Annotated in this window: 19 protein-coding genes and 4 pseudogenes; 14 read left to right on the top strand and 9 right to left on the bottom strand. The window is 68.7% G+C overall.

Features of this window, described 5'->3' with window-relative positions:
- The first annotated feature begins 9 nt into the window (after window positions 1–9).
- Genes JT362_RS34920 through JT362_RS34895 form a run of 6 tightly spaced genes read left to right on the top strand, consistent with a single transcriptional unit; the run spans window position 10 to window position 4,895 of the window.
- Window positions 10–669, top strand: a complete 660-nt coding sequence (locus JT362_RS34920) for a vWA domain-containing protein (protein WP_260196231.1) — start codon at window positions 10–12, stop codon at window positions 667–669.
- Entirely contained in the window at window positions 666–1,595 is a 930-nt protein-coding gene (locus tag JT362_RS34915; RefSeq protein ID WP_260196230.1) for a hypothetical protein, read from the top strand. The genes JT362_RS34920 and JT362_RS34915 overlap by 4 nt, the downstream gene beginning before the upstream one ends.
- Window positions 1,588–2,325, top strand: a complete 738-nt coding sequence (locus JT362_RS34910; protein WP_260196229.1) for a vWA domain-containing protein — start codon at window positions 1,588–1,590, stop codon at window positions 2,323–2,325. The genes JT362_RS34915 and JT362_RS34910 overlap by 8 nt, the downstream gene beginning before the upstream one ends.
- A complete protein-coding gene (locus tag JT362_RS34905) occupies window positions 2,322–3,272 on the top strand; it encodes a protein phosphatase 2C domain-containing protein (protein WP_260196228.1) in 951 nt (316 codons plus the stop codon). Before JT362_RS34910 ends, JT362_RS34905 begins: the two co-directional genes overlap by 4 nt.
- A 4-nt stretch (window positions 3,273–3,276) precedes the next feature.
- Entirely contained in the window at window positions 3,277–4,209 is a 933-nt protein-coding gene (locus JT362_RS34900) for a protein kinase family protein (protein ID WP_260196227.1), read from the top strand.
- Window positions 4,206–4,895, top strand: coding sequence for a protein DA1 (locus tag JT362_RS34895; protein ID WP_260196226.1), 690 nt, complete (start codon window positions 4,206–4,208; stop codon window positions 4,893–4,895). Before JT362_RS34900 ends, JT362_RS34895 begins: the two co-directional genes overlap by 4 nt.
- 38 nt (window positions 4,896–4,933) lie before the next feature.
- Here JT362_RS34895 and JT362_RS34890 read toward each other — a convergent pair whose 3' ends face one another.
- Window positions 4,934–5,626, bottom strand: coding sequence for a hypothetical protein (locus JT362_RS34890; protein WP_260196224.1), 693 nt, complete (start codon window positions 5,624–5,626; stop codon window positions 4,934–4,936).
- 267 nt (window positions 5,627–5,893) lie between these two features.
- Here JT362_RS34890 and JT362_RS34885 point away from each other — a divergent pair, with 267 nt between their 5' ends.
- Both JT362_RS34885 and rnhA read left to right on the top strand, forming a co-directional pair.
- Window positions 5,894–7,081, top strand: a complete 1,188-nt coding sequence (locus JT362_RS34885) for a glycoside hydrolase family 3 N-terminal domain-containing protein (RefSeq protein ID WP_375546601.1) — start codon at window positions 5,894–5,896, stop codon at window positions 7,079–7,081.
- A gap of 44 nt (window positions 7,082–7,125) precedes the next feature.
- Window positions 7,126–7,575: pseudogene (gene rnhA / locus JT362_RS34880) on the top strand (ribonuclease HI); the annotation flags it as partial.
- Window positions 7,576–7,851: 276 nt separating this feature from the next.
- On the opposite strand, the gene JT362_RS34875 reads toward rnhA, so the two are convergent.
- The 3 genes and pseudogenes from JT362_RS34875 to JT362_RS34870 form a co-directional block, all read right to left on the bottom strand.
- The gene (locus tag JT362_RS34875; RefSeq protein WP_260196221.1) at window positions 7,852–7,995 is read right to left on the bottom strand and encodes a hypothetical protein; all 144 of its coding nucleotides are present in this window, start codon (window positions 7,993–7,995) and stop codon (window positions 7,852–7,854) included.
- Window positions 7,996–8,050: 55 nt separating this feature from the next.
- A pseudogene (locus JT362_RS35740) lies at window positions 8,051–8,263 on the bottom strand (helix-turn-helix domain-containing protein); the annotation flags it as partial.
- A gap of 222 nt (window positions 8,264–8,485) precedes the next feature.
- Window positions 8,486–9,622: an IS701 family transposase gene (locus JT362_RS34870; RefSeq protein ID WP_260196244.1), complete on the bottom strand. Its 1,137-nt coding sequence runs from the start codon at window positions 9,620–9,622 to the stop codon at window positions 8,486–8,488.
- Between the two features lie 198 nt (window positions 9,623–9,820).
- On the opposite strand from JT362_RS34870, the gene JT362_RS34865 reads away from it, so the two are divergent.
- The 3 genes from JT362_RS34865 to JT362_RS34855 are packed head-to-tail and all read left to right on the top strand — an operon-like array spanning window position 9,821 to window position 12,644.
- Window positions 9,821–9,982 carry a hypothetical protein gene (locus JT362_RS34865; protein WP_260196220.1) on the top strand — a complete coding sequence of 54 codons (162 nt, stop codon included), beginning with the start codon at window positions 9,821–9,823 and terminating at the stop codon, window positions 9,980–9,982.
- 50 nt (window positions 9,983–10,032) lie between these two features.
- Window positions 10,033–11,421 carry a hypothetical protein gene (locus JT362_RS34860; protein WP_260196219.1) on the top strand — a complete coding sequence of 463 codons (1,389 nt, stop codon included), beginning with the start codon at window positions 10,033–10,035 and terminating at the stop codon, window positions 11,419–11,421.
- The gene (locus JT362_RS34855; protein WP_260196243.1) at window positions 11,421–12,644 is read left to right on the top strand and encodes an outer membrane protein assembly factor BamB family protein; all 1,224 of its coding nucleotides are present in this window, start codon (window positions 11,421–11,423) and stop codon (window positions 12,642–12,644) included. Before JT362_RS34860 ends, JT362_RS34855 begins: the two co-directional genes overlap by 1 nt.
- 743 nt (window positions 12,645–13,387) lie before the next feature.
- On the opposite strand, the pseudogene JT362_RS34850 reads toward JT362_RS34855, so the two are convergent.
- Together JT362_RS34850 and JT362_RS34845 are read right to left on the bottom strand one after the other, a co-directional pair.
- Window positions 13,388–14,621 (bottom strand): annotated as a pseudogene (locus tag JT362_RS34850) (IS3 family transposase).
- Between the two features lie 125 nt (window positions 14,622–14,746).
- The gene (locus JT362_RS34845) at window positions 14,747–14,998 is read right to left on the bottom strand and encodes a hypothetical protein (RefSeq protein WP_260196218.1); all 252 of its coding nucleotides are present in this window, start codon (window positions 14,996–14,998) and stop codon (window positions 14,747–14,749) included.
- A 415-nt stretch (window positions 14,999–15,413) separates the two neighbouring features.
- Between JT362_RS34845 and JT362_RS34840 the strand changes: the two are divergent.
- A pseudogene (locus JT362_RS34840) lies at window positions 15,414–15,721 on the top strand (transposase); the annotation flags it as partial.
- A 621-nt stretch (window positions 15,722–16,342) separates the two neighbouring features.
- Here JT362_RS34840 and JT362_RS34835 read toward each other — a convergent pair.
- The 3 genes from JT362_RS34835 to JT362_RS34825 all read right to left on the bottom strand — a co-directional run bounded on the left by JT362_RS34835 (window position 16,343) and on the right by JT362_RS34825 (window position 17,812).
- Window positions 16,343–16,690 (bottom strand): hypothetical protein, encoded by a 348-nt coding sequence (locus JT362_RS34835; RefSeq protein ID WP_260196217.1) that lies wholly within the window; start codon window positions 16,688–16,690, stop codon window positions 16,343–16,345.
- A 40-nt stretch (window positions 16,691–16,730) separates the two neighbouring features.
- Window positions 16,731–17,066, bottom strand: a complete 336-nt coding sequence (locus JT362_RS34830) for a GNAT family N-acetyltransferase (protein ID WP_260196216.1) — start codon at window positions 17,064–17,066, stop codon at window positions 16,731–16,733.
- A 71-nt stretch (window positions 17,067–17,137) separates the two neighbouring features.
- Window positions 17,138–17,812: a hypothetical protein gene (locus tag JT362_RS34825; RefSeq protein ID WP_260196215.1), complete on the bottom strand. Its 675-nt coding sequence runs from the start codon at window positions 17,810–17,812 to the stop codon at window positions 17,138–17,140.
- A gap of 23 nt (window positions 17,813–17,835) precedes the next feature.
- On the opposite strand from JT362_RS34825, the gene JT362_RS34820 reads away from it, so the two are divergent.
- Both JT362_RS34820 and JT362_RS34815 read left to right on the top strand, forming a co-directional pair.
- Window positions 17,836–18,900, top strand: a complete 1,065-nt coding sequence (locus tag JT362_RS34820) for an abortive infection family protein (RefSeq protein ID WP_260196214.1) — start codon at window positions 17,836–17,838, stop codon at window positions 18,898–18,900.
- Window positions 18,901–19,087: 187 nt separating this feature from the next.
- Window positions 19,088–21,388, top strand: coding sequence for a caspase, EACC1-associated type (locus tag JT362_RS34815; RefSeq protein WP_260196213.1), 2,301 nt, complete (start codon window positions 19,088–19,090; stop codon window positions 21,386–21,388).
- The last annotated feature ends 998 nt before the right edge of the window (window positions 21,389–22,386 follow it).

Here is a 22,386-nt window from a genome sequence, read left to right as displayed (position 1 = left end):
GGAACCGGCATGACGAGCCCCGGCCGCGCCACGATCCTGCCGATCTACGTCGTCTGTGACCTGTCCGGCTCCATGCGGGTGGACGGGCGGGCCGACGCGGTGCGGGACGCGCTCGTCGCGCTGCGGGACGCCGTCTGGCTCAACCCGGTCGTCAGCGACCAGGCACGGATCGGGGTCGTCGGCTTCGCGGGTACGGCGACCGTGCTGCTCCCGCTGTGCGACCTCGCGACCGTCGGTGAGCTGCCCGATCTCGAACCGGGTGGGCTCACCAGCTACGGCGCCGCGTTCCGCCTGCTGCGCGAGACCGTGCGCGCGGACACGGCGCGGCTCGCCGCCGACGGTTACCGGGTGTTCCGGCCGCTGGTGTTCTTCGTCAGCGACGGGGAGCCGACGGACCGCCGGCCGGACTGGGCCGCCGAGCACGCCCGGCTGGTCGGCCGGGACGGGCCGGAGATCGTCGCGTTCGCCGTGGGGGAGGCCAGGGCGGCGACGCTGGCCGCGGTGGCCACCTCGCGGTGCTTCGTCGCCAGGACCGACGTCGCGGTGCGCGACGCCATCGCACGGATCGGCGACGTCGTGATCCGCAGCGTGGTGGCTTCGAGCGTCACCGGCGGGCAGACGGTCGTGGGGCCCGCTCCCGGCGCCTTCGACGAACTGGACCTGCTGTGACCCCGTTCGCGGTCGACGCGGCCGCGCTTCGGCAGGGGCCGGTCCTCGGCCGGGGCGGCCAGGGCGAGGTCGTCGAGGTCCTCGGGGTCGACCTTCCCGGCTGGCCGGCGACCGAGCACCTGGTCGCCAAGTGGTACCTGCCGGCCGTCGCACCCGACCCGGCCGCGCTGACCCGGCTCGTGTCCTGGCGCCGCTCGCTCGACGACCGGGGACGGGCCGCGGTCGACGAGGTGGCGTGCTGGCCGAGGGCCGTGCTGCTGCGCGACGGCCGGGCCGCCGGCGTGCTGCTGCCGCGAGTGCCGGCCGAGTACACGTTCACGCCGCGCAGCCCGTCGGGTGGCCGCGTCACGGTGCTCCGCGAGCTGCAGCACCTGATCGCCGGTCCGGCGCTGCTGGCCCGGCGTGGCATCCCCGACACCGACCCGGCGACGCGGGTGCGGGTGCTGGCCGGTCTCGCGTCCGCCGTCGCGTTCCTGCACGAGCGGGACGTGGTGCTCGGCGACCTGTCGGTCAAGAACGTGCTGTGGTCGCCGGTGCGGGGCGTGTACCTGCTCGACTGCGACGCGCTGCGACTGACCGGGACCAACCCGCCCGTGCGGCAGCCGAACTCGCCGGGCTGGGACGACCCGGCGTTCCCCGGCACCCAGAACCAGCAGTCCGACCGCTACAAGCTCGCCCTGACCGTGCTCCGCGTACTCGCCAGGGACTTCCACACCAGGAACCCGGAGTCCGCCGCCGGCGCGCTCGGCCGCGAGCTCCTGCCGATCCTGCGGGCCGGCCTGCACCACGACCCGGCCGCCCGGCCGGCGGCCCGCGCGTGGCGTGACCTGTTGCACCGACGCGAACAGCCGACACCACAACCGAAAGAGGTGACCGACGTGCCGAAACCGACAGTCAACGCGCTCAGGGGGAACCGCGATGGGTGAGGACCGCGCCAAGCTCCTGCCGTTCTACCTCGTCATCGACATGTCGTACTCGATGGAGGGCGAGAACCTGCAGGCGGCCAACGACATCATGCCCGCGCTGGCCGACGCCATCGCCGAGAACCCGATCATAGGCGACAAGGTCCGGTTCGGCCTGGTCGACTTCGCCGACGACGCGCAGGTGCTGCTCCCGCTCTGCGACCTGCTGGACCCCGACATCACGCTGCCCGGCCTGATGACCAGGGGCGGCACCTCCTACGCGGCCGCGTTCCGCCTGATGCGCAAGCAGATCGAGCACGACGTGCTCCAGCTCAAGGCCGACAACTACAGCGTGCACCGCCCCGCGATGTTCTTCCTCAGCGACGGAGCGCCGACCGACCACGACCACGACTGGCGGTCGGCGTTCCACGAGCTGACCCACTACGACCGGCAGACCGGCACCGGTTTCGCCATGTACCCCAACGTAATCCCGTTCGGCGTGGCCAACGCGGACCCGAGGACCATGCAGTCGCTGATCCACCCGGCCGACGGTGTTAAGCAGATGCGCATGTTCGTCATGGACGAGGGCAACAAGCCGGCCGTGGCCATCCGCGCCATGGCGGAGATCCTGATCTCCAGCGTGCTGAACTCCGGCATGGGCATGGCGACCGGCAGCTCCGGCATCGCCCTGCCCGACCCCGACCAGCTGCCCGGCGGCGTCAGCTCCCACACCGCCGACGAGGACTTCCTGTGAGCGCGCCGGGCGGCCGGCACGCCGCGGTCGAGCGACCGGAACGGCCGCCCGGCCGCCCGGTCGACATCGGCGATCCTGGCCGGGCCGCAGCCACCGTCGTACCCCGCCCGGACGGCCGGTTCCCGTTCCACAACGACATCGTGGCCGACGCCGCGCGCGTCCCCGGCCCGGCGGGCGGCGAGCTGCACCTGCTCGCGGCGAGCGTGCGTGGACTGTCCCACCTGTACTACGGCAAGGTGCGCCAGGACGCGTTCGGGCACCTCGTCACCAGGGACGGCCGGTGGCTCGTGGCCGCCGTCGCCGACGGGGTCTCGGCCGGGTCGCACTCGCACGTCGCCGCCGAGATCGTCACCCGGCTGGGATGCCGCCTGCTCGTCGAGCAGCTCGACGATCGCCCGGCAGCCGAGCTGGACTGGCGCGCGGTGCTCGACGGCGTGGGCGGCGAGATCGTCCGGCACGCCCGCCAACGGCTGGGACTCGTCGACTCGACTCTCCCGGACGTCGCCGGCCGCCTCGCGGCGACCGCGTTGTTCGCGGTGGTGGCCGTGGACCCGGCGGAGACGGGGGACCGGCCGGTGCACGTGATGTCGCTCGGCGACACCTCCGCCTGGGTGCTCCGCCCCGGCGCGCCACCGGCTTGGGACCCGCTGCAGGCGGTGAAGAACGACGGCAGCGTGGTCGCCTCCGCCGCGACCATGGCGCTCCCCGGCGTGCCGGTGGAGCTGGCGCCACCGGTCACCACCAGCCTGACGCCGGGGGAGGCGCTCGTGCTGATGAGCGACGGCGTCGGCGATCCGCTCGGCGGCGGCACCGGCGAGGTGGGGGAGTACCTGGCCGGCGCGTGGCGCGAGCCGCCCGACCCGTTCACGTTCATCGCACAGGTCGGGTTCCGCCGGCGCACCTACGACGACGACCGAACGGTGCTCGCCGTCTGGCCGGTCCAGTGACGCCATGACCGACGAACTGGACCGGTCCGCCGTCGGACGGCTCGGACCGCAGTTGGGCAGCGGCGGGCAGGCGGTGGTCTACCTCGCGCCGGACCTCCGCCTGCCCGACGTGTCGGGGACGCTGGTCTTCAAGCAGTACAAGGGAAACCAGGTCTCCCCGAACGGACTGCGGGCCATCGTCGGCGTGCGCAGCAAGCTGGACCCGGCCGGGCGCACGCGGCTGGACTCGATGGCGGCATGGCCGGCCCGGGTGGTCCGGGACGCCGGCCGGATCTGCGGTGTGGTCCTGCCGCTGATCCCGGACACGTTCTTCCAGGAACGCGTCCTGCCGACCGGCCGGCACGTCCGCGGCGCCCGCGAGGTGCAGAACCTCTTCGTGGACCCGGCGCTCGCCACCCGGCTCGGCATGCCCAGCCTCACACCGCGCCAGCGGTTCGGCGTGTGCCGGGACCTGGCCGGGGCGCTCGCCCTGCTGCACGAGAACGGGGTGGTGTTCGGCGACGTCAACGCGAAGAACGAGCTGTACCGCGAACACCCGGAGCCGACGGTCATGCTCGTCGACTGCGACGCGGTGCGGATCCGGGGCAGCGCCCCGGTGGTCAGGCAGCTCAGCGCGCCGGACTGGGATCCGCCCGAGGGAGCGGTGCTCACGCAGGCGACGGACCTGTACAAGCTCGGGCTGTTCGTCCTGCGGGTGCTGAGCCCAGGACCGCAGGCGTCGACCGCCCGCGACCCGGCGCGCCTCACCGGCCGGCTGGACGCCGAGGGCCGCGACCTCGTCACCGCCGCGCTCGGACCGGTCGGATCGTACCGCCCGACGGCGGCGGCCTGGTCGGGCTACTTCGCCAGGCGGACCTCCCCCGCGCCCCCGGACCGGACCCCCACGTCCGGCTGGCGCCGGGACCCGGGCAGCGGCCGGTGGGTGCCGGCACGATGACGTCCGGGTGCACGGTGTGCGGCGCCGCCCCGAGCGAGCCGATGCGGCGATCGCTGCGGGGCGAGCTCACCTGCGTGCGGCACCCGGCCGACGTCCGGTGCCTGTTCTGCGCGCGGTCCTCCGACCTGACCGAGCCCGGCTGGTCGGAGGTGTCCACGTCCGCGTGGCGCTGCCCGTCCTGCTCGGCGGAGGCCGTCGACACCGAGGCGGAGTTCCGCCGGCACGTGGTCGAGGTCCGTCGGATCACCCGCGACCTCGGGTTCGGGCTCAGCGTGCCGGTGCGGGTGGTCCTCGCGCCCGGTGGCCCTGGCCCCACACTGGCCCACACCGAGCTGGTGCCGACCGGCCCGAGGACGGCGGACGTGACGTTGGTCCGGGTGACGCCGGGGCCGCCGGCGTTCCTGTTCGGCCGGTCCGTGGCCCACGAGGTCGGGCACGCCTGGCTCGCCCAGGCCGGTGCCCGTCCACAGCGCCTCGAAGTCGAGGAGGGCGTCTGCGAGCTCGTGTCGTACGCGTGGCTGAAGCGCTCGGGCCTGCCCCACGCCGAAGCCGTGCGCGACATGATCCGCCGCAACCCCGACCCGACGTACGGGGCCGGGTTCCGCGAGGTCCACGCGGCGGTCCGCCGGCACGGGCTCCGACCGGTGCTCGCAAGCCTGGCCGACAGCGGAGAACTACCGCCCTGACCGTTGTTTCACTTTGTTCCCGAAACCGGGTATCGCGTTTATCGGTTGCGTAGTTCGGTGGCGTCCGCGTAACCGGTCGTGTGCGAGATCATCTTTGCGTAGCAGTCGTCGACAGGAATTCCTTCCGCGTCGCACCAGAGATTCGCGGCCGGGCCGTCGAGCTGGGGGAGGGGCACGACGGTGATCCAGAAGTTCCCGTACCGGAAGCTGCTGTAGTCGCCGGAGAACAGCAGCAGGGCGTCCGGGTAGCGCGCCTGCGTGCCGAGGAAGTCGCGCAGGATCTCCAGGTGGTCGTAGGTGATGCCGTTCACCACGAGACCGGGCCGCTTGGCCGAAAGCTGGGGCACCCACTGTTCGACCAGGGCCTCCACCTCGGGACGGTCCTCGTCCCGGAGCCGCTGAAGCTCCGCCAGGGCGCTCGCGTCGTCGTCCGGTTCCGGCTCAACGGACTCCCGCGGCTCGCTGGGAAGAACAGCGCCCGAGGCCGGCACCTCGGTGGTCTGGTAGACAGTGACCCTGCCGGCCGGACGGTCCGCCTCGGTCGGCTCCCCGGAGCCTCCGCTGGTCAGCGTCACTGCCGCGACCACGGCGAGCACGGCGACCGCCACCGCCCCGGCCACCGCGCCCCCCGCCAGCCCTCGCCGGGAACCGCCACCGGGCGGCGGCGCACCGAACGCCATCGGTGGCGGCGGCGCCGGCGGCACCTGTAGCGGCTGGCCGGGTGCCGCCATCGGTGGCGGCCCCTGAAGCCGTACCGCCGGCGGTGGCGGGACCGCGGCCCCGCAACGGGTGCAGAACCTGGCCGTCGGGCCACCGGTGTGCCCGCACTCCCGGCATGTCGTCATCATTTCCTCCGCACCACTCGACCAATCCTGGGAAGGCCGCCGAAATATGTGTCGTGATGCCAGATCCGGCGTTACCCGGAAGGGCGGAGAAAGCCTATGATGTTACGTCTCGAGTACTGACCGGTGAGAGATTCGGAGACCGTAGTGAGCATCCTGGCCGCCCTCCGGCGCCGCCGTGCCACCGGTTTACTGCTCGCCGTGGCGGTGGGCGCCGGAACAGCACTCGTCGGCGTACAGGACAGCGACCAGGTGACCCCCGGACGGCCGGTGGCCGCACCCTCGTCGGCTCCCGCAACCTCGTCGGCTCCCGCACCGACCGTCGTGCGTCCCGCTCCACCCGAGCCGGTGGACGCGTGCGCCGACGTCATCCGGACGCTCCCGCCGCGACGCCGGCTCGCCCAGTTGCTCGTGGTGGGGGTCGACCCCGGATCGGTGCGCTCGGCGACGCGGGTCGTCGCCGAGCACGGCGTCGGCGGGATCTTCGTCGGCGGCAACGACACCGCACTGCTGGTCGGAGACGCGCTGGTGGCGGTACGCGAGACGGCGACCGTCCCGCTCTCGGTGGCGGTCGACGAGGAAGGCGGCCGGGTACAGCGGATCGACGCGCTCGACGGCGACCTGCCCAGCGCGCGCGTGATGGCCAGGACCATGACCGTCGACCAGGTGCGTGCCATGGCCCGCGAGCGCGGCACGAACCTGCGTGCCCGCGGCGTGACGGTCGACTTCGCCCCCGTACTCGACGTCACCACCCAACCGGACGACGACGTGGTCGGCGACCGATCCTTCGGCTCCGACCCCGCAGTGGTCGCCCGCTACGCGACGGCGTTCGCCCTCGGCCTGGCCGACGCCGGGGTGCGCCCGGTGGTCAAGCACTTCCCAGGACACGGCCGCGCCACCGGCGACTCGCACGTCACCGCCGTGAGCACGCCGCCGCTGGCGGAACTGCGAAAGGTGGACCTCCTCCCGTACCGCGCACTGCTCGGATCGGCACCGGTGGCCGTGATGGTCGGACACCTCACCGTCCCCGGCCTGACCGACGGGCTGCCGGCGACCCTGAGCCCCGCCACCTACCGCCTCCTCCGAACGAACCTCAACTTCGACGGCGTGGTGATGACGGACGACCTCGGCGGCATGCGCGCGGTGTCCGCGTCCTACCCGCTGCCGCGAGCCGTGCTCACCGCCCTGACCGCCGGCGCCGACATCGCACTCTGGTCCACCGGCGCGCGGTACACCGGCGAGGTACTCGACGTGCTGGAGAAGGCGCTGGCCTCCGGCCGGCTGCCACCAGCACGCGTCGACGAGGCACTGCACCGCGTCCTGCGCGCGAGAGGCGCCTGCTGAGCGGTCCGGGTCCGCCGCGAGTCCCCCCCGATAGATTGCCCGCCATGGAGAACGCGGTCGAGATCCACACCGACGGCGCGTGCTGGGGAAACCCGGGACCGGGCGGCTGGGGCGTCGTGCTGCGGTACGGCGCGCACGAGAAGACGCTGTGCGGCGGTGTCGCCGAGGAGACCACCAACAACCGCATGGAGCTCACCGCGCCGGCCGAGGCCCTCGTCCATCTCACCCGACCCGCCGTCGTGCACCTGTACACCGACAGCACCTACGTCCGCGACGGCATCACGAAGTGGGTCGCGAACTGGAAGCGCAACGGCTGGCTGACCACCGCCAAGCAACCGGTCAAGAACGCCGACCTGTGGCGACGCCTGGACGAGGCGGCCGCCCGGCACGATGTCGAGTGGCACTGGGTCAAGGGCCACGCCGGCAACCCCGACAACGAACGCGCCGACCAGCTCGCGCTCGCCGGCCTCGAACAGGCGCTGCGCGACACGGGCGTCGACCCGGCGACGTACCGCCTTCCCCGCCGCCCGGCCGTTCCCACCACCGCGTCGACCCCGCGAACCTGCGTGGCGACGACCAACCGTGGCCGGCCGTGTGCCAACGGCGCGCGCCCCTCCGGCCTGTGCCACCTGCACGACCCGGAGGTGCAGTGCGGTGCGCCAATCGGTCTCGGGGCCCGGTGCACCGCCCCGACCGGCGGCGAGCTGTGCCAGAAGCACAGGCGGAACCCCGACGGAGAGCAAGGCCTGTTCTGACCAGGCCGGGCGTCGCTACGGCAGGTCGGCCACGTGCAGCGTCGCACCGAAGTCCAGCTCGATGCCGCACTCGGCGTGCATACGTTCCGCGCCGGCGAAGAACTCCGCGCGGAACTCCTCGGCGCGGGCGGGCGGCAACGCGGCCAGGACTGCGGGCACGCCCTGAGCCTCCAGCCACTCCCACGGGTGTGTCGCCTTCGGCGATCGTCTCGATATCGGCGCGGGAGAACCGCAGGTGCTTGCCGACAAACCGGCACGGCACCGCTCGTGCCGCGGCTTTGCGCCGCAACCACGACGGACGCACCTGCAACAACGCCGCCGTCTGCTCGGCGGTATAGAGAAGAGGCTCCTCAGCGACACGGGCCTGAGCGCTCCCGGATCTGTTCGCCCCGTGCGCTGCATCGTCGTCGGGAGGGCCAGCTGGCAGAGGTCGAGTGATGTCGCGCGATCGCTGCCCGACCCCCGGCTTCTCCGCCTTAGTACTGCAACGACAGGTTGTGATGGCCCCGTCTGGTGTAGTGGCTCATGCGGGCGCGGGTTTGGCTTGTTCGTCGCCAGTTTGACCAGTGCACGATGTGGTGGATGGTGTGGGATATGGGGATGGTGATCCGGTTCCATAGGCGGCGGATCTCGTTGGTAGACAAGGGGATCAGGGCATGGCCGTTACCGGATTCGTTAGCCCCTTTTTCGCGGCGTCGCGGATGATCGCGAGGAACGCCGCCGCGGCTAGGGACAGGGTGATATGGCGATACCAGGCTTCGTAGCCGCGGATTTGGTAGTGGTCCAGCCCGGTCTCGTTCTTTGCGGTCTGAAAGCATTCCTCGATGGCCCACCGAGAACCCGCGACACGCACGAGTTCCTCGATCGTCGTTTCGGTGGGGTCGAAACACACGTAGTAGGCGATGTCGGTGGGGTCGGCGCGGCTGCGACGAGCCAACAACCAGTGCCCTCGGTCGACCAATCGCAGCGGCCGGATGTCTGTCATCGCCCAGTCGTAGATCCTCGGCCCATGAGCACCGTCACCGCAGCTCATCGGCGTCCATGCGTCCTCGCCAAGCTCGGCGATGACCCGGTCGACACGCGCTTTGGTCAGCTGCATCGTGACCACCATCGAGTTCTTCGCCACCGCCAGCACATGAGCGATGTCTTCTGATTCCAGCCACATCCGCAACTTTGTGTCCACGCCGTAGGCCTCATCCCCGGTCACCCACCCAAACGGCACCCCTGCCTCGACCGCACGGCTGATCATCTGTTGCGCCAGAACGATTTTGGTCGCCATTTTCACGTCATCTGGAATGCCAGCCTGCCGACAACGATCACGGTCTGAGGTCCACTCCTTGGGCAGATACAGCTCCCGGTCGATCAACGCCCGGCCACGCGGGCTGGCGTAGGCCATAAACACCCCGATCTGGGAGTTCTCGATCCGCCCAGCGGTGCCGGAGTACTGACGGGCAACCCCTGCGGACATGCGGCCCTTCTTCAGGAAACCGGTCTCATCCACGACCAGCACACCCTGCCGCTCGTCACCGAGCACCTCGACGACCGCAGCGCGGAGGTCATCACGCAAGCCGTCGGTGTCCCAGGCGTAGAAGTTCAACAACCGCTGCATCCGCTCCGGACCCACATCTCCTGCGGCCTCGGCCAGCGTCCAGCCGTTCTTCCGCTCCGTCTCGCTGAGCAATCCCCGCACATACGACCGCATCTGCCGCCGTGACTCCACCCGAGGAAACCGGCCGGCGAACCGACCCACGAACGCCTCGAAGCTCGCGGACCACCCGGACACCATCTCCACCAACACACAAGATCAACTACCAGAACCTAGCCCAGATCACAACCTGTCGTTGCAGTACTAAGGGCGAACCGTTCGCTGAGGTCGAGGCCGGGTTCGGGGTCTCGACCACTACGTGCTGGCGGTAGGGTCTGCTGCACGGATTGGTGACATCTGAGTTGGCTTGCCCAGGTGGTGAGCTGGGAGGATGTCGCTGTGCCCAAGCCCTACCCCCAGGAGTTCCGCGACGATGTTGTGCGGGTCGCCCGTGGCCGCGAGCCCGGTGTGACCGTCGAGCAGATCGCCAAGGACTTCGGGGTCCACCCGATGACGTGCACGCCTCGCGCGCAAAAGTTCGAATACGCCCACCGAGTGTGAGAACGGTAGTACCCTACGCAACCTCAGGCACCTGAACGGGGGGAGAGGGCATGGCTTTCGAGGACCAGCTGGACCAGACCGTCGAGCGGATCATCGACGAGGCCATCGATTTCTACATGTACTGCCTCGGGTGGACCCGACACGGCGGAAACTACATGAACGAACTGATGCACGGCTGGGAGATCACGCCACCGGTGAACCCGTCGCGAAGGTCCGGTGGGCTGTGCCTGTACAACGGCCAACCGGAACACTACGCGTTCGAGTACGGCGAGGGGACCAACGCGGCATCCTTCGTCTACGCGCACTTCGAGGACACCATCCGGGACGTTTTCGAGTGCTGGCGGTCCATTCCTGACCCGAAGGAATTCGAACCGCATCTGGACAACCTTCTCAATGGTGCCTGGTTCATCTCGCTGACCACGCAGGGAGACAAGCTCAGCGAGATCGGCAACATCGAGATGGAGAAGATCAAGACCCTGCAGTCGCGCATCGGGAACGATGACATGGGCGGGACGATGATTCTGACGTTCGAGCAGAACTTCGTCACCCCGCTGCCCGCGGTCATCCACGGCCAGTACGCCGTCGTCGTGCTCGTCGCCACGACGTTGCTTGCCGAGCAGCGAATCTGGGCCAAGGCGAGGGAGGACGTTCTCTCGATCGCCGAGAAGACGCACGCGGCGATGAAGGAGCGAGGGACTGCCAATGTTTTCGACCTCGGTACGATCACCGCGTTCATCGATCTGCTCGGCATGCTGCCCACTGGGGCGAAGCCCATCCTGAACAAGGTCGGAGAGGCGCTGGGCCCGCTCGCGACGTTGCTCGGCATCAAGGACTCGCCGAGCAAGCCGCCGGTCGAGTTCGCCGGCGACTGGCCGAAGGACGTCATCGACAAGACCAATGCGGCGCTTCGGAAACTGGCCGAGATCATCAAGGGTCGCGAGCGGGTCATCGACCGTCAGATCAAGGAGGCGATGCGGACGGTGGTCAGCCGCAGCGGCTCGTTCGACCTCCCGAAGCCGGAGGTGCTCTCCGAGACGCAGATCGACGGCATGGCGGTCAACCTGGAGACCCTGAAGTTCCTCGCCACGAACACGTTGCCGGTCATCGAGAGCCAGCTCAACAAGGCCGCGGACCTGGTCAACGCCTCGCGGTACGTCGGAGGTCACTGGTACCGGCGGGCGGAGCTCAACACGTGGGACACCGAGTACGGGCCGTATGACACGTGGTCGGCGCTGGCCGACCTGGCCGAAGGACTCATCACCGACCTCGCATGGGAGGTCAAGGAGTCCGCCACCCACCTGTCGCTCGCGGCCGACGACCTGGGGCGGACCGAGGCGGAGGTCGAGGCCTCGATGGTTAAGCACGCCGAGCAGCTCGGTGGTGGCAGCGGTCACACGCCCATCAAGGACGCCAACGACTGGCTCGAATCGGGTCAGTGATGGTTGTGGACCGGAAGAAGTCGGCCCTGTGGATCGCAGTGGGGGTGGTGGCCGCGCTGGCCGCCGTCCTCGTGGTGGTGCTGGTCAGCCGGGACGAGGACCCGCCGCCACCCGGGACCCGAGCCGAGCTGTCCCCACTGGCGCTGTCCGATCGCGTCTGGACGGCCGATGGTGTCACGCTGTCACTCAACCGGGGGAGCGTCGCCCTGCACGACGGCCGGCTGCTCGCCCGCACGGAGGAGGGCATCGAACTCCTCGACGTCGGGTCCGGCAAGGCCCTGTGGGCGCAGGCCGACCAGGCGGACCTGCCGGGCAGGACCGTCGCACTGGACCTGAGCGCCAGCCCGCGGCTGCCCCTTCTGGTGGGCAACGGCGTCCTGGTCGGCTACAACGTGTTCCGGTGCGATCTGGTCGAACCGGGTGTGGCGTTGCTGTCGGGCGATACCGGCGACGTGGTGTGGCAGACACCGACGACGCCGGCGGAGGGCTGCGCGCAGAACAGGGTGGGTTGGAAGCAGGAACTGTGGGCGGCGGACGACACCACGGCCCTGGTCACCGTGACACCGGACGACGGCAGTCCGGCCGACCTGTCACAGGTGCGGGTCGTGGCCCTGGACGTGGCCACCGGTCAGCGGAATTGGGAACACCAGGGCGCGTGGCCGTACGCCACAGCCGGCGGCGTCGCACTGCTGTCGACGACCAAGCCGCTCCCGGCTGGACGCTTCACCGGCTCCGGCACGGTCACCGCGCTCGACCTGGCCACCGGGCAGCCCACGTGGAGCGTCGACGACGCCCACCTGGTGCGTACGGCCGGTGACTTCGTCGTGATCGTGACCACAGATAAGACCGTTCGGGTCCTGGACGCCGCCACGGGTCGCGAGGTCGCGAGACTCCCCGACGCAGACCCCGAGTCGTGCGTCGCCGACACGACGCTGGTGGCATGCCAGGCCGGCATGCGACTGGTGACGTTCCGCCTGAACGACAAGGCGGTGAAGACGGCACCGCTCGACACAGGCACGACTCTGCTGTCAGTCGTCGAGGGCCGCATCTCGGTGGAGAACCCCCGACGGAACCCGCCGATCGTCACGATCGACCGCACGGGCCACGTCGTCGACGAGAAGCCGCCCGGCGAGCTCATCGCCATGACAGACGACCTGCTGCTGGTCAGGGTCACTCGATCCGAGGACGACGATTTCCTGGCCGCCTACCGGCTCAAGGCCTAGTCCGAAGCGCAAGAGGCCCGTCCCCTGGTGGCGGGCCTCCCGGTGCCGGGCGCTTTCCACGATACGGGCGCTGAACGTGCCGCCTCCGCTGCCGTGGGCCCCGAGTACCGCGCCGTAGATGTGTTCCCAGACCACGCGGCTCACGTCGCGGGCGGGCACGCCGCGGTGCGGAAGGCCGCGAAGACGAGGTCCAGTCGTGATGAAGGAGAAGGAGAAAATCGGGAGAGTTCACTATGCCGTTGATGAGGTAAACCGCATTCAATCGACCTGAGCTACTCTGTTCTGTGCAGGGGATTCTCTATTCCTGCACGTCAGAGAATTGCCTGGGGGTCAAGGGGTCGCAGGTTCAAATCCTGTCAGCCCGACGGCGAAGCGGGTTCTCGCAGCTCAGAGGCTGTGAGGACCCGCTTTTGACGGTCCTGGTGGGCCTCGATTTGGTCTAGCACAGCGGTTCACGAGGAGCACAGCGTTCGTAGACCCCTTGACTCGTGTCGGCACCTTTGACTGGTTTGGCCGTTCGGTTTGACCGAAGGGGGTCTACTGGCGAGTAGAATTGATCTTTCTGTCGCCTTGGACATCACAGCGTACGTCCCATCACTCTTTGCCGGCTATGGCTTGCGGAAACACACTGTTGCAAGCCCGACGTCCACGCCGATCGATACAGAGTGAGGCGTAAAGTCAGGCTGTTCGTTGGGCCCAATGACGATAGGTGTCAAGCCCCGGGTTTGATGGGAGAGTTTTTTTTATCTGGTTTCCAGGTTTGCGGTGACTGGGTGGGTCATCGCGTGTAGTGCTTCGTACTCGGCGGGCGGGACGTGTCCGAGTTCGCCGTGCAGGCGCCGGTTGTTGTACCAGTCGATGTACTCGACGGTGGCGATCTCGAGGTCGTCAAGGCCTCGCCAGGGGCCTTTGTTGCGGACGAGTTCGGCCTTGAACAGCGAGTTGAACGCCTCGGCCATGGCGTTGTCGAAGCTGTCGCCTGTGGACCCAACTGAGGTGACCGCGCCGGCCTTGGCGAGACGCTGGGTGTAGCGAATCGCTCGATATTGGACGGCGCGGTCGCTGTGCTGCACGAGCCCGGTCAGGTCCGCGTCGGCGGCGTGGCGGCGCCAGATCGCTATCCGCAGCGCGTCGAGCGCCAGGTCGGTGTAGAGGCTGGTGGCGACCTGCCAGCCGACGATCATCCGGGAGAACACGTCGAGGATGAACGCGGCGTAGACCCAGCCGGCGGCGGTGCGGACGTAGGTCAGGTCCGCGAGCCACAACTCATTCGGGCCGGCGGCGGTGAAGTCACGTTCGAACAGGTCACCAGGCCTGCCGGTCTCGGCGGCCGGGCGGGTGGTGCGCGGCGTCTTGTCCCGCACCAGCCCATGAAGTCCGATCTCGCGCATGAGTCGCTCTACCGTGCACCGCGCCACCTCCACGCCATGCCGGTTCAGCTAGGCCCACACCTTCCTCGCTCCGTAGACGCTGTAGTTGTCCTCGTGCACCTGCTCGATCCGCAACGCCAGCTCCCGGTCCCCTTCCACACGAGCCGACTCAGGCCGGGTCTTGGCGGCGTAGTAGGTCGACGGTGCGATCTGGGCAGGCGTCTGCTTGAGCGCCTCCAAGACCGGCTGGACACCGTGGGTCTCCCGCTGGGAGTCGACGAACTCGACTTTCATCGCGACGGACGGTCCAGCTCCGCTGTGAAGAAACTGGCCGCTGACTTCAAGATCTGGTTCGCCCGCCGCAGCTCACGCACCTCGCGTTCCAACTCGGCGACCTGGCCGCATCGGTCGAGGTAGTGCCCGACCGCGCCCCATAATCGATCTCGGCCTGCTTCACCCACGTTCGCAAACCCTCCGGATGCACCCCGAGCTGATCGGCGATCCGTTTGATCGCCCCACCAGCCGACGCCGGGTCCCGCCTGGCCTCAACGGCCAGACGCGTCGCCCGCTCACGCAACTCCTCCGGGTACTTCCGTGGTGCCGCCATAACAGTCGATCCTCCGGTGTTCGATGTCTCCATCAAACCCCGGGGCGGGACACTGGCAACGACCAACCAGTCCACAAGTCACAAACCCGCAGCGCACACCTGGCGCACGAACATGGACCCGTGGTTCAGAGCAGCCCAGCCTCGTACAACCTGGGCAAACCTGTTACGCAGCCCGCAACCCCGGTGACGCAGGCCAGGTTAAAGATGGTCGCCCAGGCAAGGCAAAAGGTCCGATACGCGTGCATACGGACCTCAGGCTTGGTCTTCTTCCCGTAAGCGACTCTGAGCGACCACACGGCGACGCCGAAGGCCGCGATGGCGCAGAACCCAGGGATGAGGATCTGAAGAATCGGCATGACCCAGTCGAAGGTGTTCACGCGCCGACCGTACCAGTCGCGTTGCGCGCCGGTCGCTTGTAGCGTACAATACAGCTCTTTTCGCGCGTGAGGGTCTTGACCAGCGGAAATGTCAACTACGCAACCGGCATACCCGCACAACGTCAGGGATGCGGTCAGGTAACACATTCGAGTGATATCTCGACGTATCGTGCCTGATGGGAATGCCCCTCGCCGACCCGTTCGTGTTTACTGGACGCCGGGTCCTGTTCGATGGGGTTGCCAGAACGGCCGATCCCTCACACGACTCTGATCGTTAACACCGGCCCGCCGGCATCAAGGGCGCTGACGCGTCGCTCCGCGGTGGGCTACGCCCACCTGACCGGGTCCCCGGATAGTGGTCCGTCTGGTGTGAGAGTCCGATGCCCGATGATGGGTGTAGGAGGACTCGAAGACGATGGCTACTCGACGTCGGCGGCACACGCCGGAGCAGATCATCCGCAAGCTGCGGGAGGGCGAGAAGCAACTCGGGCAGGGTGCGGAGCTGCCGGAGGTGTGTCGGCGCCTGGAGATCACCGAGGCGACGTGGTACTGGTGGCGCAATCAGTACGGCGGTATGAAGGGCGATGACGCCAAGCGGTTGGAGGAGTTGGAGCGGGAGAACGCCCGGTTGAAGAAGATGGTCGCCGAACAGGCTCTGGACATCGACATGCTCAAGGAGTTGAACCGGGGAAACTGGTGAGCCCGGGCGGACGGCGTCGCGCGGTGGACGGAGATCGAGGCCAGCGAGACATCTACTGTCGAGCCAGGCGGGCGTCCTCGTAGACCTGGCGCAGTGCGAGCTCGTGGGCGGGGCCGCGGGCGTAGCCGCGGCGGGCGAGGTCCGCGCGGCGCTTGGGCGAGGGTGTAGCTGGGCCGGAAGTACTCGTAGCGGTTCTCCGCGCAGAGGTAGACCGGGACGGTGTCCTCGGTGTGGGTGTCGGTGAACTCGCCGAGCCCGAACAGGTCGGGGTCCTCGTCGTGCTCGGCGACCGCGGTGACGGTGAACCCGGCCAGCTCGGGTCGGTCGTCGAGCAGGAAGGTGATCGCCTCGCCGGGCCCGGTGCGGTAGCGCGCGGTGCGGGCCGCGGCGGCGGTGGCGCAGCGGTAGGCGTGCGCGGCGGGCAGGCCGTCGCGGCGGAACCGTCGGTAGCGGTGGATCGTGTCCGCGGTCGCCGGCGGTGGCGTCGGTGGCGGAGGGTTGGATGAGGATGCGGGCACAGCTGCGGGCATGACGTCTTCCTTGTCGTGGACTGGAGTGATGCGCCGGATGCGGGCGGCGGGGCGCCCCGGCCGATCCCGTCCGCGGCCCGGCCGGCCGGGCCGCCCGACGCTCGGTGAGCCGGGTTACTGGGTGGCCTCGCGGGCGAGTTCGGCGGCGCAGGGTGCCTGCTCACGGGTGCCGTGGTGGCGGGAGCCGACACACCAGTGCAGACCGGCGAAGGTGACCCCGCCCGGTTGGTGTGCCAAGACGGCCAGAGCGCGGGCCAGGGCGGTGAAGGCCGGTCGGCAGTGCTTGCCACCGAACATCAGGTCGTCGCCGTGGGAGGCGATGGTGGTCGAGGCGTCGGCGGCCAGCCGCTGCCGTTCGGTGTCGGTGAAGTGGCTGACCTCGTCCAGCGCGGTCAGCACCGCGACGGGCAGCATCGCCTCCAGCAGCGGGTGGTCGGCGAGCGGATCGTGGGAGGTGGGCATGGCGGCGGTCCTTGGGTGCTGGGCGCGCGCGGCGCGCGGGTCATGGGGTCGCGGCGCGGCGCATTACGCCGTGCGGCCCGGCGGGGACGAAGCCGAAGCGGGCGTACCAGCCGGCCAAGGCCGCGGTCGGCGCGGCGAGTCCGGTCGCGCGGCCGGGGTGCAGGGCGAGCACCAGCGCCAGCAGTCGGGTGCCGAGTCCGTTGCCGCGCAGGCCGGGCGCGACCTCGATGGTGTCGATCCAGACGGTCGCGTCGGCACAGGCGATGAACAGCAGGAATCCCAGCTCGGTGCCTTCAACGACGAGTGTGATGCGCCCGTCGTTGTCCTCCTCGGCGTGGGGCGGGTCGATGGCTACCGTCCAGGCGCCGATGTTCACCGCCTCGGGCGACCTCCGGCAGGCGCGGCTGGCCGGTTGGGGTGGGAAGCGACGGGCGTGGGCATGGAGCGTCAGCTCCCTTCAACGCTCAGGCGGTGTCCGCAGAGCGCAGCGCGGGCCCGCACGGCGTGGGGTTCGGCCGCGCGGCCCGCGCTGCGGGTGAGGCGGGGCTGGGGACGTGCCGCTGCTGGGCTCGGGGTCCTCATGGTCGGTGTAGTGGTAGCCGACGCCGGCGACCGGCTGCACGTGGCTGGGGCGGTGGGAGCTGCTGGTGGCGTCGGCCAGCGCGCGGGGCGAGACGCCGCCCGGTCGGCGCCGTGGGGTTCGGGGTGGCGCCGGCCGGGTCGACGGGGAAGCCCTTGTAGCCCTCGTGGGCGCGCAGCGCCGGCGATGCAGGGCTGCGCGGTGTAGGCGGCGCGGGCCTGCTCGATGGTGTAGGTGCTGGCCTGCCAGGCGGCGTCCACCGTCTCCAGCTCCTTGCGGGACCGGTCGAGGAAGTGGGCGTGCGCGTCCGGGTCGGAAGTCTTCAGCGCCTCGGCGGCGTCGATGTCAGCCAGGTCGAGGTCGGCCAGCACCGCGTCCAGGGCCTCCTTCTCCAGCTCGCGCTTGGGCCGGGGCGCGGCCTTCTCCGCGTCCCGGACGCGGTCGGCGAACACGTTCCAGGGCAGGTGCTGCGGGGTGCCGTGCACGACCGCGGCGTACTCGTTCCAGTTGTCGACGGCTTGGGCGGCCGCGGCGTCGCGCATGCCGGCGAGGTCCAGGACCTCGGTTGACCAGGCGCAACGCGAAACTCCGACGAGCGAACCGTGAACTGACCGAGACCCTGCGGGTCGCCATGGCCCAGATCCAACGGCTGACTACACAGAACCACCACCTGCGGTCCGCGCTGGAAGCCGCCAGCCAGGTTAGCCAGCTCGATCCGAGATCTCAAGGACACGAGGAGTCCGAAAGCATCGCGCGATCGATGAGGACAATGGAGCCCATGCGCGACGACGTCAGCCCCAACAAGGTCATCCTCGCCGTCTCCAAGGCGATCGAGGCGAAGTTCGATCGAGGAGACTGGGTCGAGTTGGGCATCCTCACCGACACCCGGGACGTGGTCGAGGGCCACGGTCGGCTGCTTCGCAGCTTGAATTGGAATGACCCCGACTACCACGGCAACATCTTCGATGTCGTTCCTGACATCCTCGGGCAGCGAAAGAAACGCGGGGGCGAAACCGTCTTCGAAAGCCTTTCTGTCGTTGAGGAGTTCCTCGGCCTGCCAGAATGGCTTCGCACGCATGACCCTGCCCTGCACGCCGACCTCTACGGCGGGCAGGAGACGCACGAGAACGCGACGGATGACCTTCAGGCCGCAGCTCAACAGCTAGGACTGCGCGATGTCGACGAACATGCTGCTCGGATCCGGCTCGGTATGCGGGACGACCCGCCGCTGGCGATCGGGGCCGCCAAGGAGCTACTGGAGACCGTATTCAAGGCCATCCTCGGGCTGGAGGGCACGGGGAAGGAAACCAAACTGGACCTGCCCGACCTCGCCAAGAAGGTCAACATCACCCTCGGACTGGACGACCAGGGCATCCGAGGTGACGAGCCGGGGGCCAGGCAGCGCCGCGGCGTGCTGAAAGGACTTAACTCCATCGTCAACGGCATCGGAGAGATCCGGAATGAAGGATTCGGCACGGGACATGGTGTCTACGGCCGTCCTGAACTCGACGTTGCAACCGCTCGACTAGTGGTCACGGCCGCATCTGCAGCGGCAACCTTTTACGTCGAGGCATACGCCGCAGCTGACGAACACGATCTCACTGCGTCAACGGGAGAACTCGGCCTTTGATCAAGCCACAGCTACCGGCACCTTGGTCCGCGGCCAGGGCCAAATCCCTCCACAATGCGCCGGGTGTGTGGGCTTCACCTGTAGCCGACTCCCAGCTCATGAGCTTACGCCCCTGGTCAGTTGATGTCGATCAGCAGCTATATCGCGTTCGGTGCGCCGCGCGGACATTTTCTGGGATGATCGCGGCGTGAACGAGGACGAGCCGCGGGCCACGGCCCGCGAGGCGGTTCTGATCGGCGTCTCTAGTTACTCCGACACCGAGATGCCGGACTTGCCGCAGATCCGCAACAACCTCCAGGACCTAGCCCAGGTCCTGGAAGAGCAGGGCGGGTTCCGTACGACCGTGATTCAGGACCCGGACGATCCGATCGTACCGGCGACCACGCTGAGCGATGTCGCCGAGACGGCGGATGTGCTGGTGGTCTACTACAGTGGGCACGGCCTTGTCGACGACCACGGACATTTGAACCTGGCGACAACCCGGACCAACGTCAGACTTTTGCATAGCACCGCGCTGAGTGCCGAGCAGGTAGCCCACGAGTTACAGGGGAGCAGGGCGCGGGTGCGGATCCTGATCCTGGATTGTGCCTACAGCGGCCGTGCCATCCTGCCGGCGACCAAGGAACTGCCTACTCTCGAGCCGCATGGCGCCTTCTTACTCGCCTCAAGCGGGCCGAACGAGATCGCGCTCGCGCCGGCGGGCGAGCTGTACACCGCGTTCACCGGTGAGCTCATTCGCAGCCTGCGTCAGGGCATTCCTGACGCAGGCGCTGAGCTGGCTCTGGACGACGTGTATGAGGCCGTCCGCCGGCGCTTGGTCACGCTTGGCTATCCGGCCCCGGTGGCGAGGGGTGATGCTTCCGCCGGACGTGCTCCGCTCGTCCGCAATCTCGCAGGTGGCGGGCCGCCACCGCCGACAAGCCACCGGCCGGCGTTGGCGGAGTACCCCGACTCGTTTGATCCAACGGAACGGGTTGGCTCAGGCGAGGAGGATTTGGACTGGTCTGATGACAACCCGGCTGAGGTCGACCTGCTCAATCGGGGGCCACTGGCCACGGTGATCGGAATGCGGCTGGTAGAGATGCATGCCACCCGACCCTCCACATCGTTTCTGCTGCACTTGGACGGACCATGGGGGTCGGGCAAGAGCACCTTGCTCAACCTGATGGAGGCCCGCCTGGGCGGGTTCTTTCGAGTGGCCCGATTCGACGCGTGGCGCCAGTCCCGGCTTGCCCCGGCGTGGTGGTCGTTGCTGACCGTGTTGCGCGCGGAGATCCGCAGCGGCAGGTCATGGTGGCGGCGCCCGCTGTTGCGTGTAAGTGAGTCGGTCGCCCGGGTTCGTCGGACTGGCGCGCCCTACTTGGTGGCGCTTGCCCTGGTGGCTGCGGTCGCTGCGGGGGTCGGGATGCTCATCTGGCCCTCGGGCGGCGCGGTCACCGGTTGGGAGCAACCGCTCAAGGCGATCACAGCCTTGGCCGCCGCGCTGGCTACGCTGACCGGAGGCGCACTGCTGGCCGCGCGACTGCTCCTGTGGGACTCCGTGCGCGGCGCTCGACTGTTTGAGCAAACCCAGTCGAACCCGATGGCCGATATCGCCGCGCACTTTCGCTGGTTGTTGGAGCGCTCGGACAAGCCGGTGGTGTTCTTTGTCGACGACCTGGACCGGTGCGACCAGACGTACGTGGTGGACCTGCTGGACACCGTGCAGACGCTGGTGCGCGCCTCCAGCGACCCTCGCGAGCGGGCGCGGCGCGCTGCCTACTTCGTCGTGGCTGCGGATGGGGCGTGGCTGCGCCGAGGCTACGAGGCGCGGCACGAACAGTTCACCAAATGCGCGGACGAACTGGGCACCCCGCTGGGATACCTGTTCTTGGACAAGCTGTTCCAGCTCACCGTCCCGATGCCTGCGCTGACCGGGGCAGCACAGTCTGCCTTCCTCGACAACATGCTGCGCATTGCAGCGCCAACCACGTCGCGGAGCGGTGTGGCCGACCCCGCCCCGGCTCCCCAGACGCGGCGCCGCATCAGCGGTCTGGAGGCCCGGTTACGTGCGTTCGAGGAAGGGCAGGCTGCGTCGGTCGTCACCGCGCTGTCAACCGCGGCTGAACGTGGGCGGGCCGAGCACACGCTGCGGAAGTTCGCGTCCGTGCTTGGCGACAACCCGAGATCGGTCAAGAAGTTCGTTAACACGTTCAGTCTGCTGCGCTCAATCCGTTTCCTTGAGGACTCTGACGTGGACCCGGACGCGCTGGCCCTATGGTCGCTGGTGGTGGTCCGCTGGCCGGACGTTGCGCACCACCTGTCCGCACATCCAGACGCCGTCGCAGGCATCTTGGAACCGCTGTGGTGCGCCGATCATTTCCCAGAACGGCTACGCATTGCCGCCGCGTCGGAGGACCTGCGCGCGATCATCCGGACGACCGACGGCGGTCCGCTCACCGCCAACGTCATTCGCAAGTGTTGTGGCGCGCCGCACCTCCGTCCCTGACCTGCTCGTGTTAATTCCCGACGCAGGCCCTGGGGCAACCAGATGCCGGTGACCGCCGGCATGTACGCGGGCAGACGCCAAGCACGGCTGGCAACTCGGGCTGAACCTCATGTCGCGGCGACTCTTCGATGGCAACTATTGCACGTCGTCACGCCCATCAATCGCCGACCATAGAGCCCTTGACCTGCATGTTCGCGGACAAGACGGTTCTGTTGACGATTTCCATCCCGGCTTCTTCACCAGCTCGGCCGAGAACGTGTACGTGTCGCCGGCCTGTTCCAGCCGCACATCCACACCGCTCTCGGTCTGCCGCGGGATCTATCTTTGGGACCCAGCGGCGACCTGCACATGCCGATCATGTGCATGATGAATCTCGATGACTTTGGCCGCACTTGTGGATCACCAGGGCGGACTCGAGGACGCCGCATCCTGGACCTGAGCCCCCGAGGGGTTACTTGCCGACGGAGTGCCAGGGCTGGCACTCACGCCTTCCTACCGATGCACTCGGTCGCTACCGCAAGGAACGCCCTCATACCTCTCTCGTCATGCCGCACAACCTCCTCCTACACACCGGAAGGAGATCGACCGTTTCCATGCTGCAGCCGATACGCCGACATCGACACCGTTGAGTTGCTCTGGTTCCCGCACACATGACCCGTTGTTGTTTCGCCCGCCGTGCACCTGCCCCTGCGGGGCACCCTTTCAGGGTCGACGCCCGTCAGCACGTTCGCTACACCCGAGACAGCGTGCCCCTCTGGCACCTACCCCGGCCTCTTCTGCCCTCAGCGCGCGCGAGTGGCCGTTGCTCGCATCGAACCGTGCACATCACCCGCTACTGACTGTCGCGGCACGTTGAAAAGGTGACCGGGCCGGGTCTATCCCATGATCGGTGTGTCCGGCGTTGTTGATCAGTAGGTCTCGGCTCCCGGCCAGCGGTCACCGAACGTGATGGCGAAGGCGTTGAGTACTGGCTTCCAGCGCATCGTCCACTTGGTGCG

It is taken from the genome of Actinophytocola gossypii (genome assembly GCF_025165815.1).
Lineage (GTDB): Bacteria > Actinomycetota > Actinomycetes > Mycobacteriales > Pseudonocardiaceae > Actinophytocola > Actinophytocola gossypii.
This window is presented reverse-complemented; position numbering and strand designations above follow the sequence as displayed.

What these genes read in the sequence shown, in the direction of transcription:
- JT362_RS34920 (WP_260196231.1), top strand. Translation starts at nt 10, where the DNA reads ATGACGAGCCCCGGCCGCGCCACGATCCTGCCGATCTACGTCGTCTGT.
- JT362_RS34910 (WP_260196229.1), top strand. Translation starts at nt 1,588, where the DNA reads ATGGGTGAGGACCGCGCCAAGCTCCTGCCGTTCTACCTCGTCATCGAC.
- JT362_RS34900 (WP_260196227.1), top strand. Translation starts at nt 3,277, where the DNA reads ATGACCGACGAACTGGACCGGTCCGCCGTCGGACGGCTCGGACCGCAG.
- JT362_RS34895 (WP_260196226.1), top strand. Translation starts at nt 4,206, where the DNA reads ATGACGTCCGGGTGCACGGTGTGCGGCGCCGCCCCGAGCGAGCCGATG.
- JT362_RS34890 (WP_260196224.1), bottom strand. Translation starts at nt 5,626, where the DNA reads ATGGCGGCACCCGGCCAGCCGCTACAGGTGCCGCCGGCGCCGCCGCCA.
- JT362_RS34870 (WP_260196244.1), bottom strand. Translation starts at nt 9,622, where the DNA reads ATGGTGTCCGGGTGGTCCGCGAGCTTCGAGGCGTTCGTGGGTCGGTTC.
- JT362_RS34860 (WP_260196219.1), top strand. Translation starts at nt 10,033, where the DNA reads ATGGCTTTCGAGGACCAGCTGGACCAGACCGTCGAGCGGATCATCGAC.
- JT362_RS34855 (WP_260196243.1), top strand. Translation starts at nt 11,421, where the DNA reads ATGGTTGTGGACCGGAAGAAGTCGGCCCTGTGGATCGCAGTGGGGGTG.
- JT362_RS34835 (WP_260196217.1), bottom strand. Translation starts at nt 16,690, where the DNA reads ATGCCCACCTCCCACGATCCGCTCGCCGACCACCCGCTGCTGGAGGCG.
- JT362_RS34825 (WP_260196215.1), bottom strand. Translation starts at nt 17,812, where the DNA reads ATGCGCGACGCCGCGGCCGCCCAAGCCGTCGACAACTGGAACGAGTAC.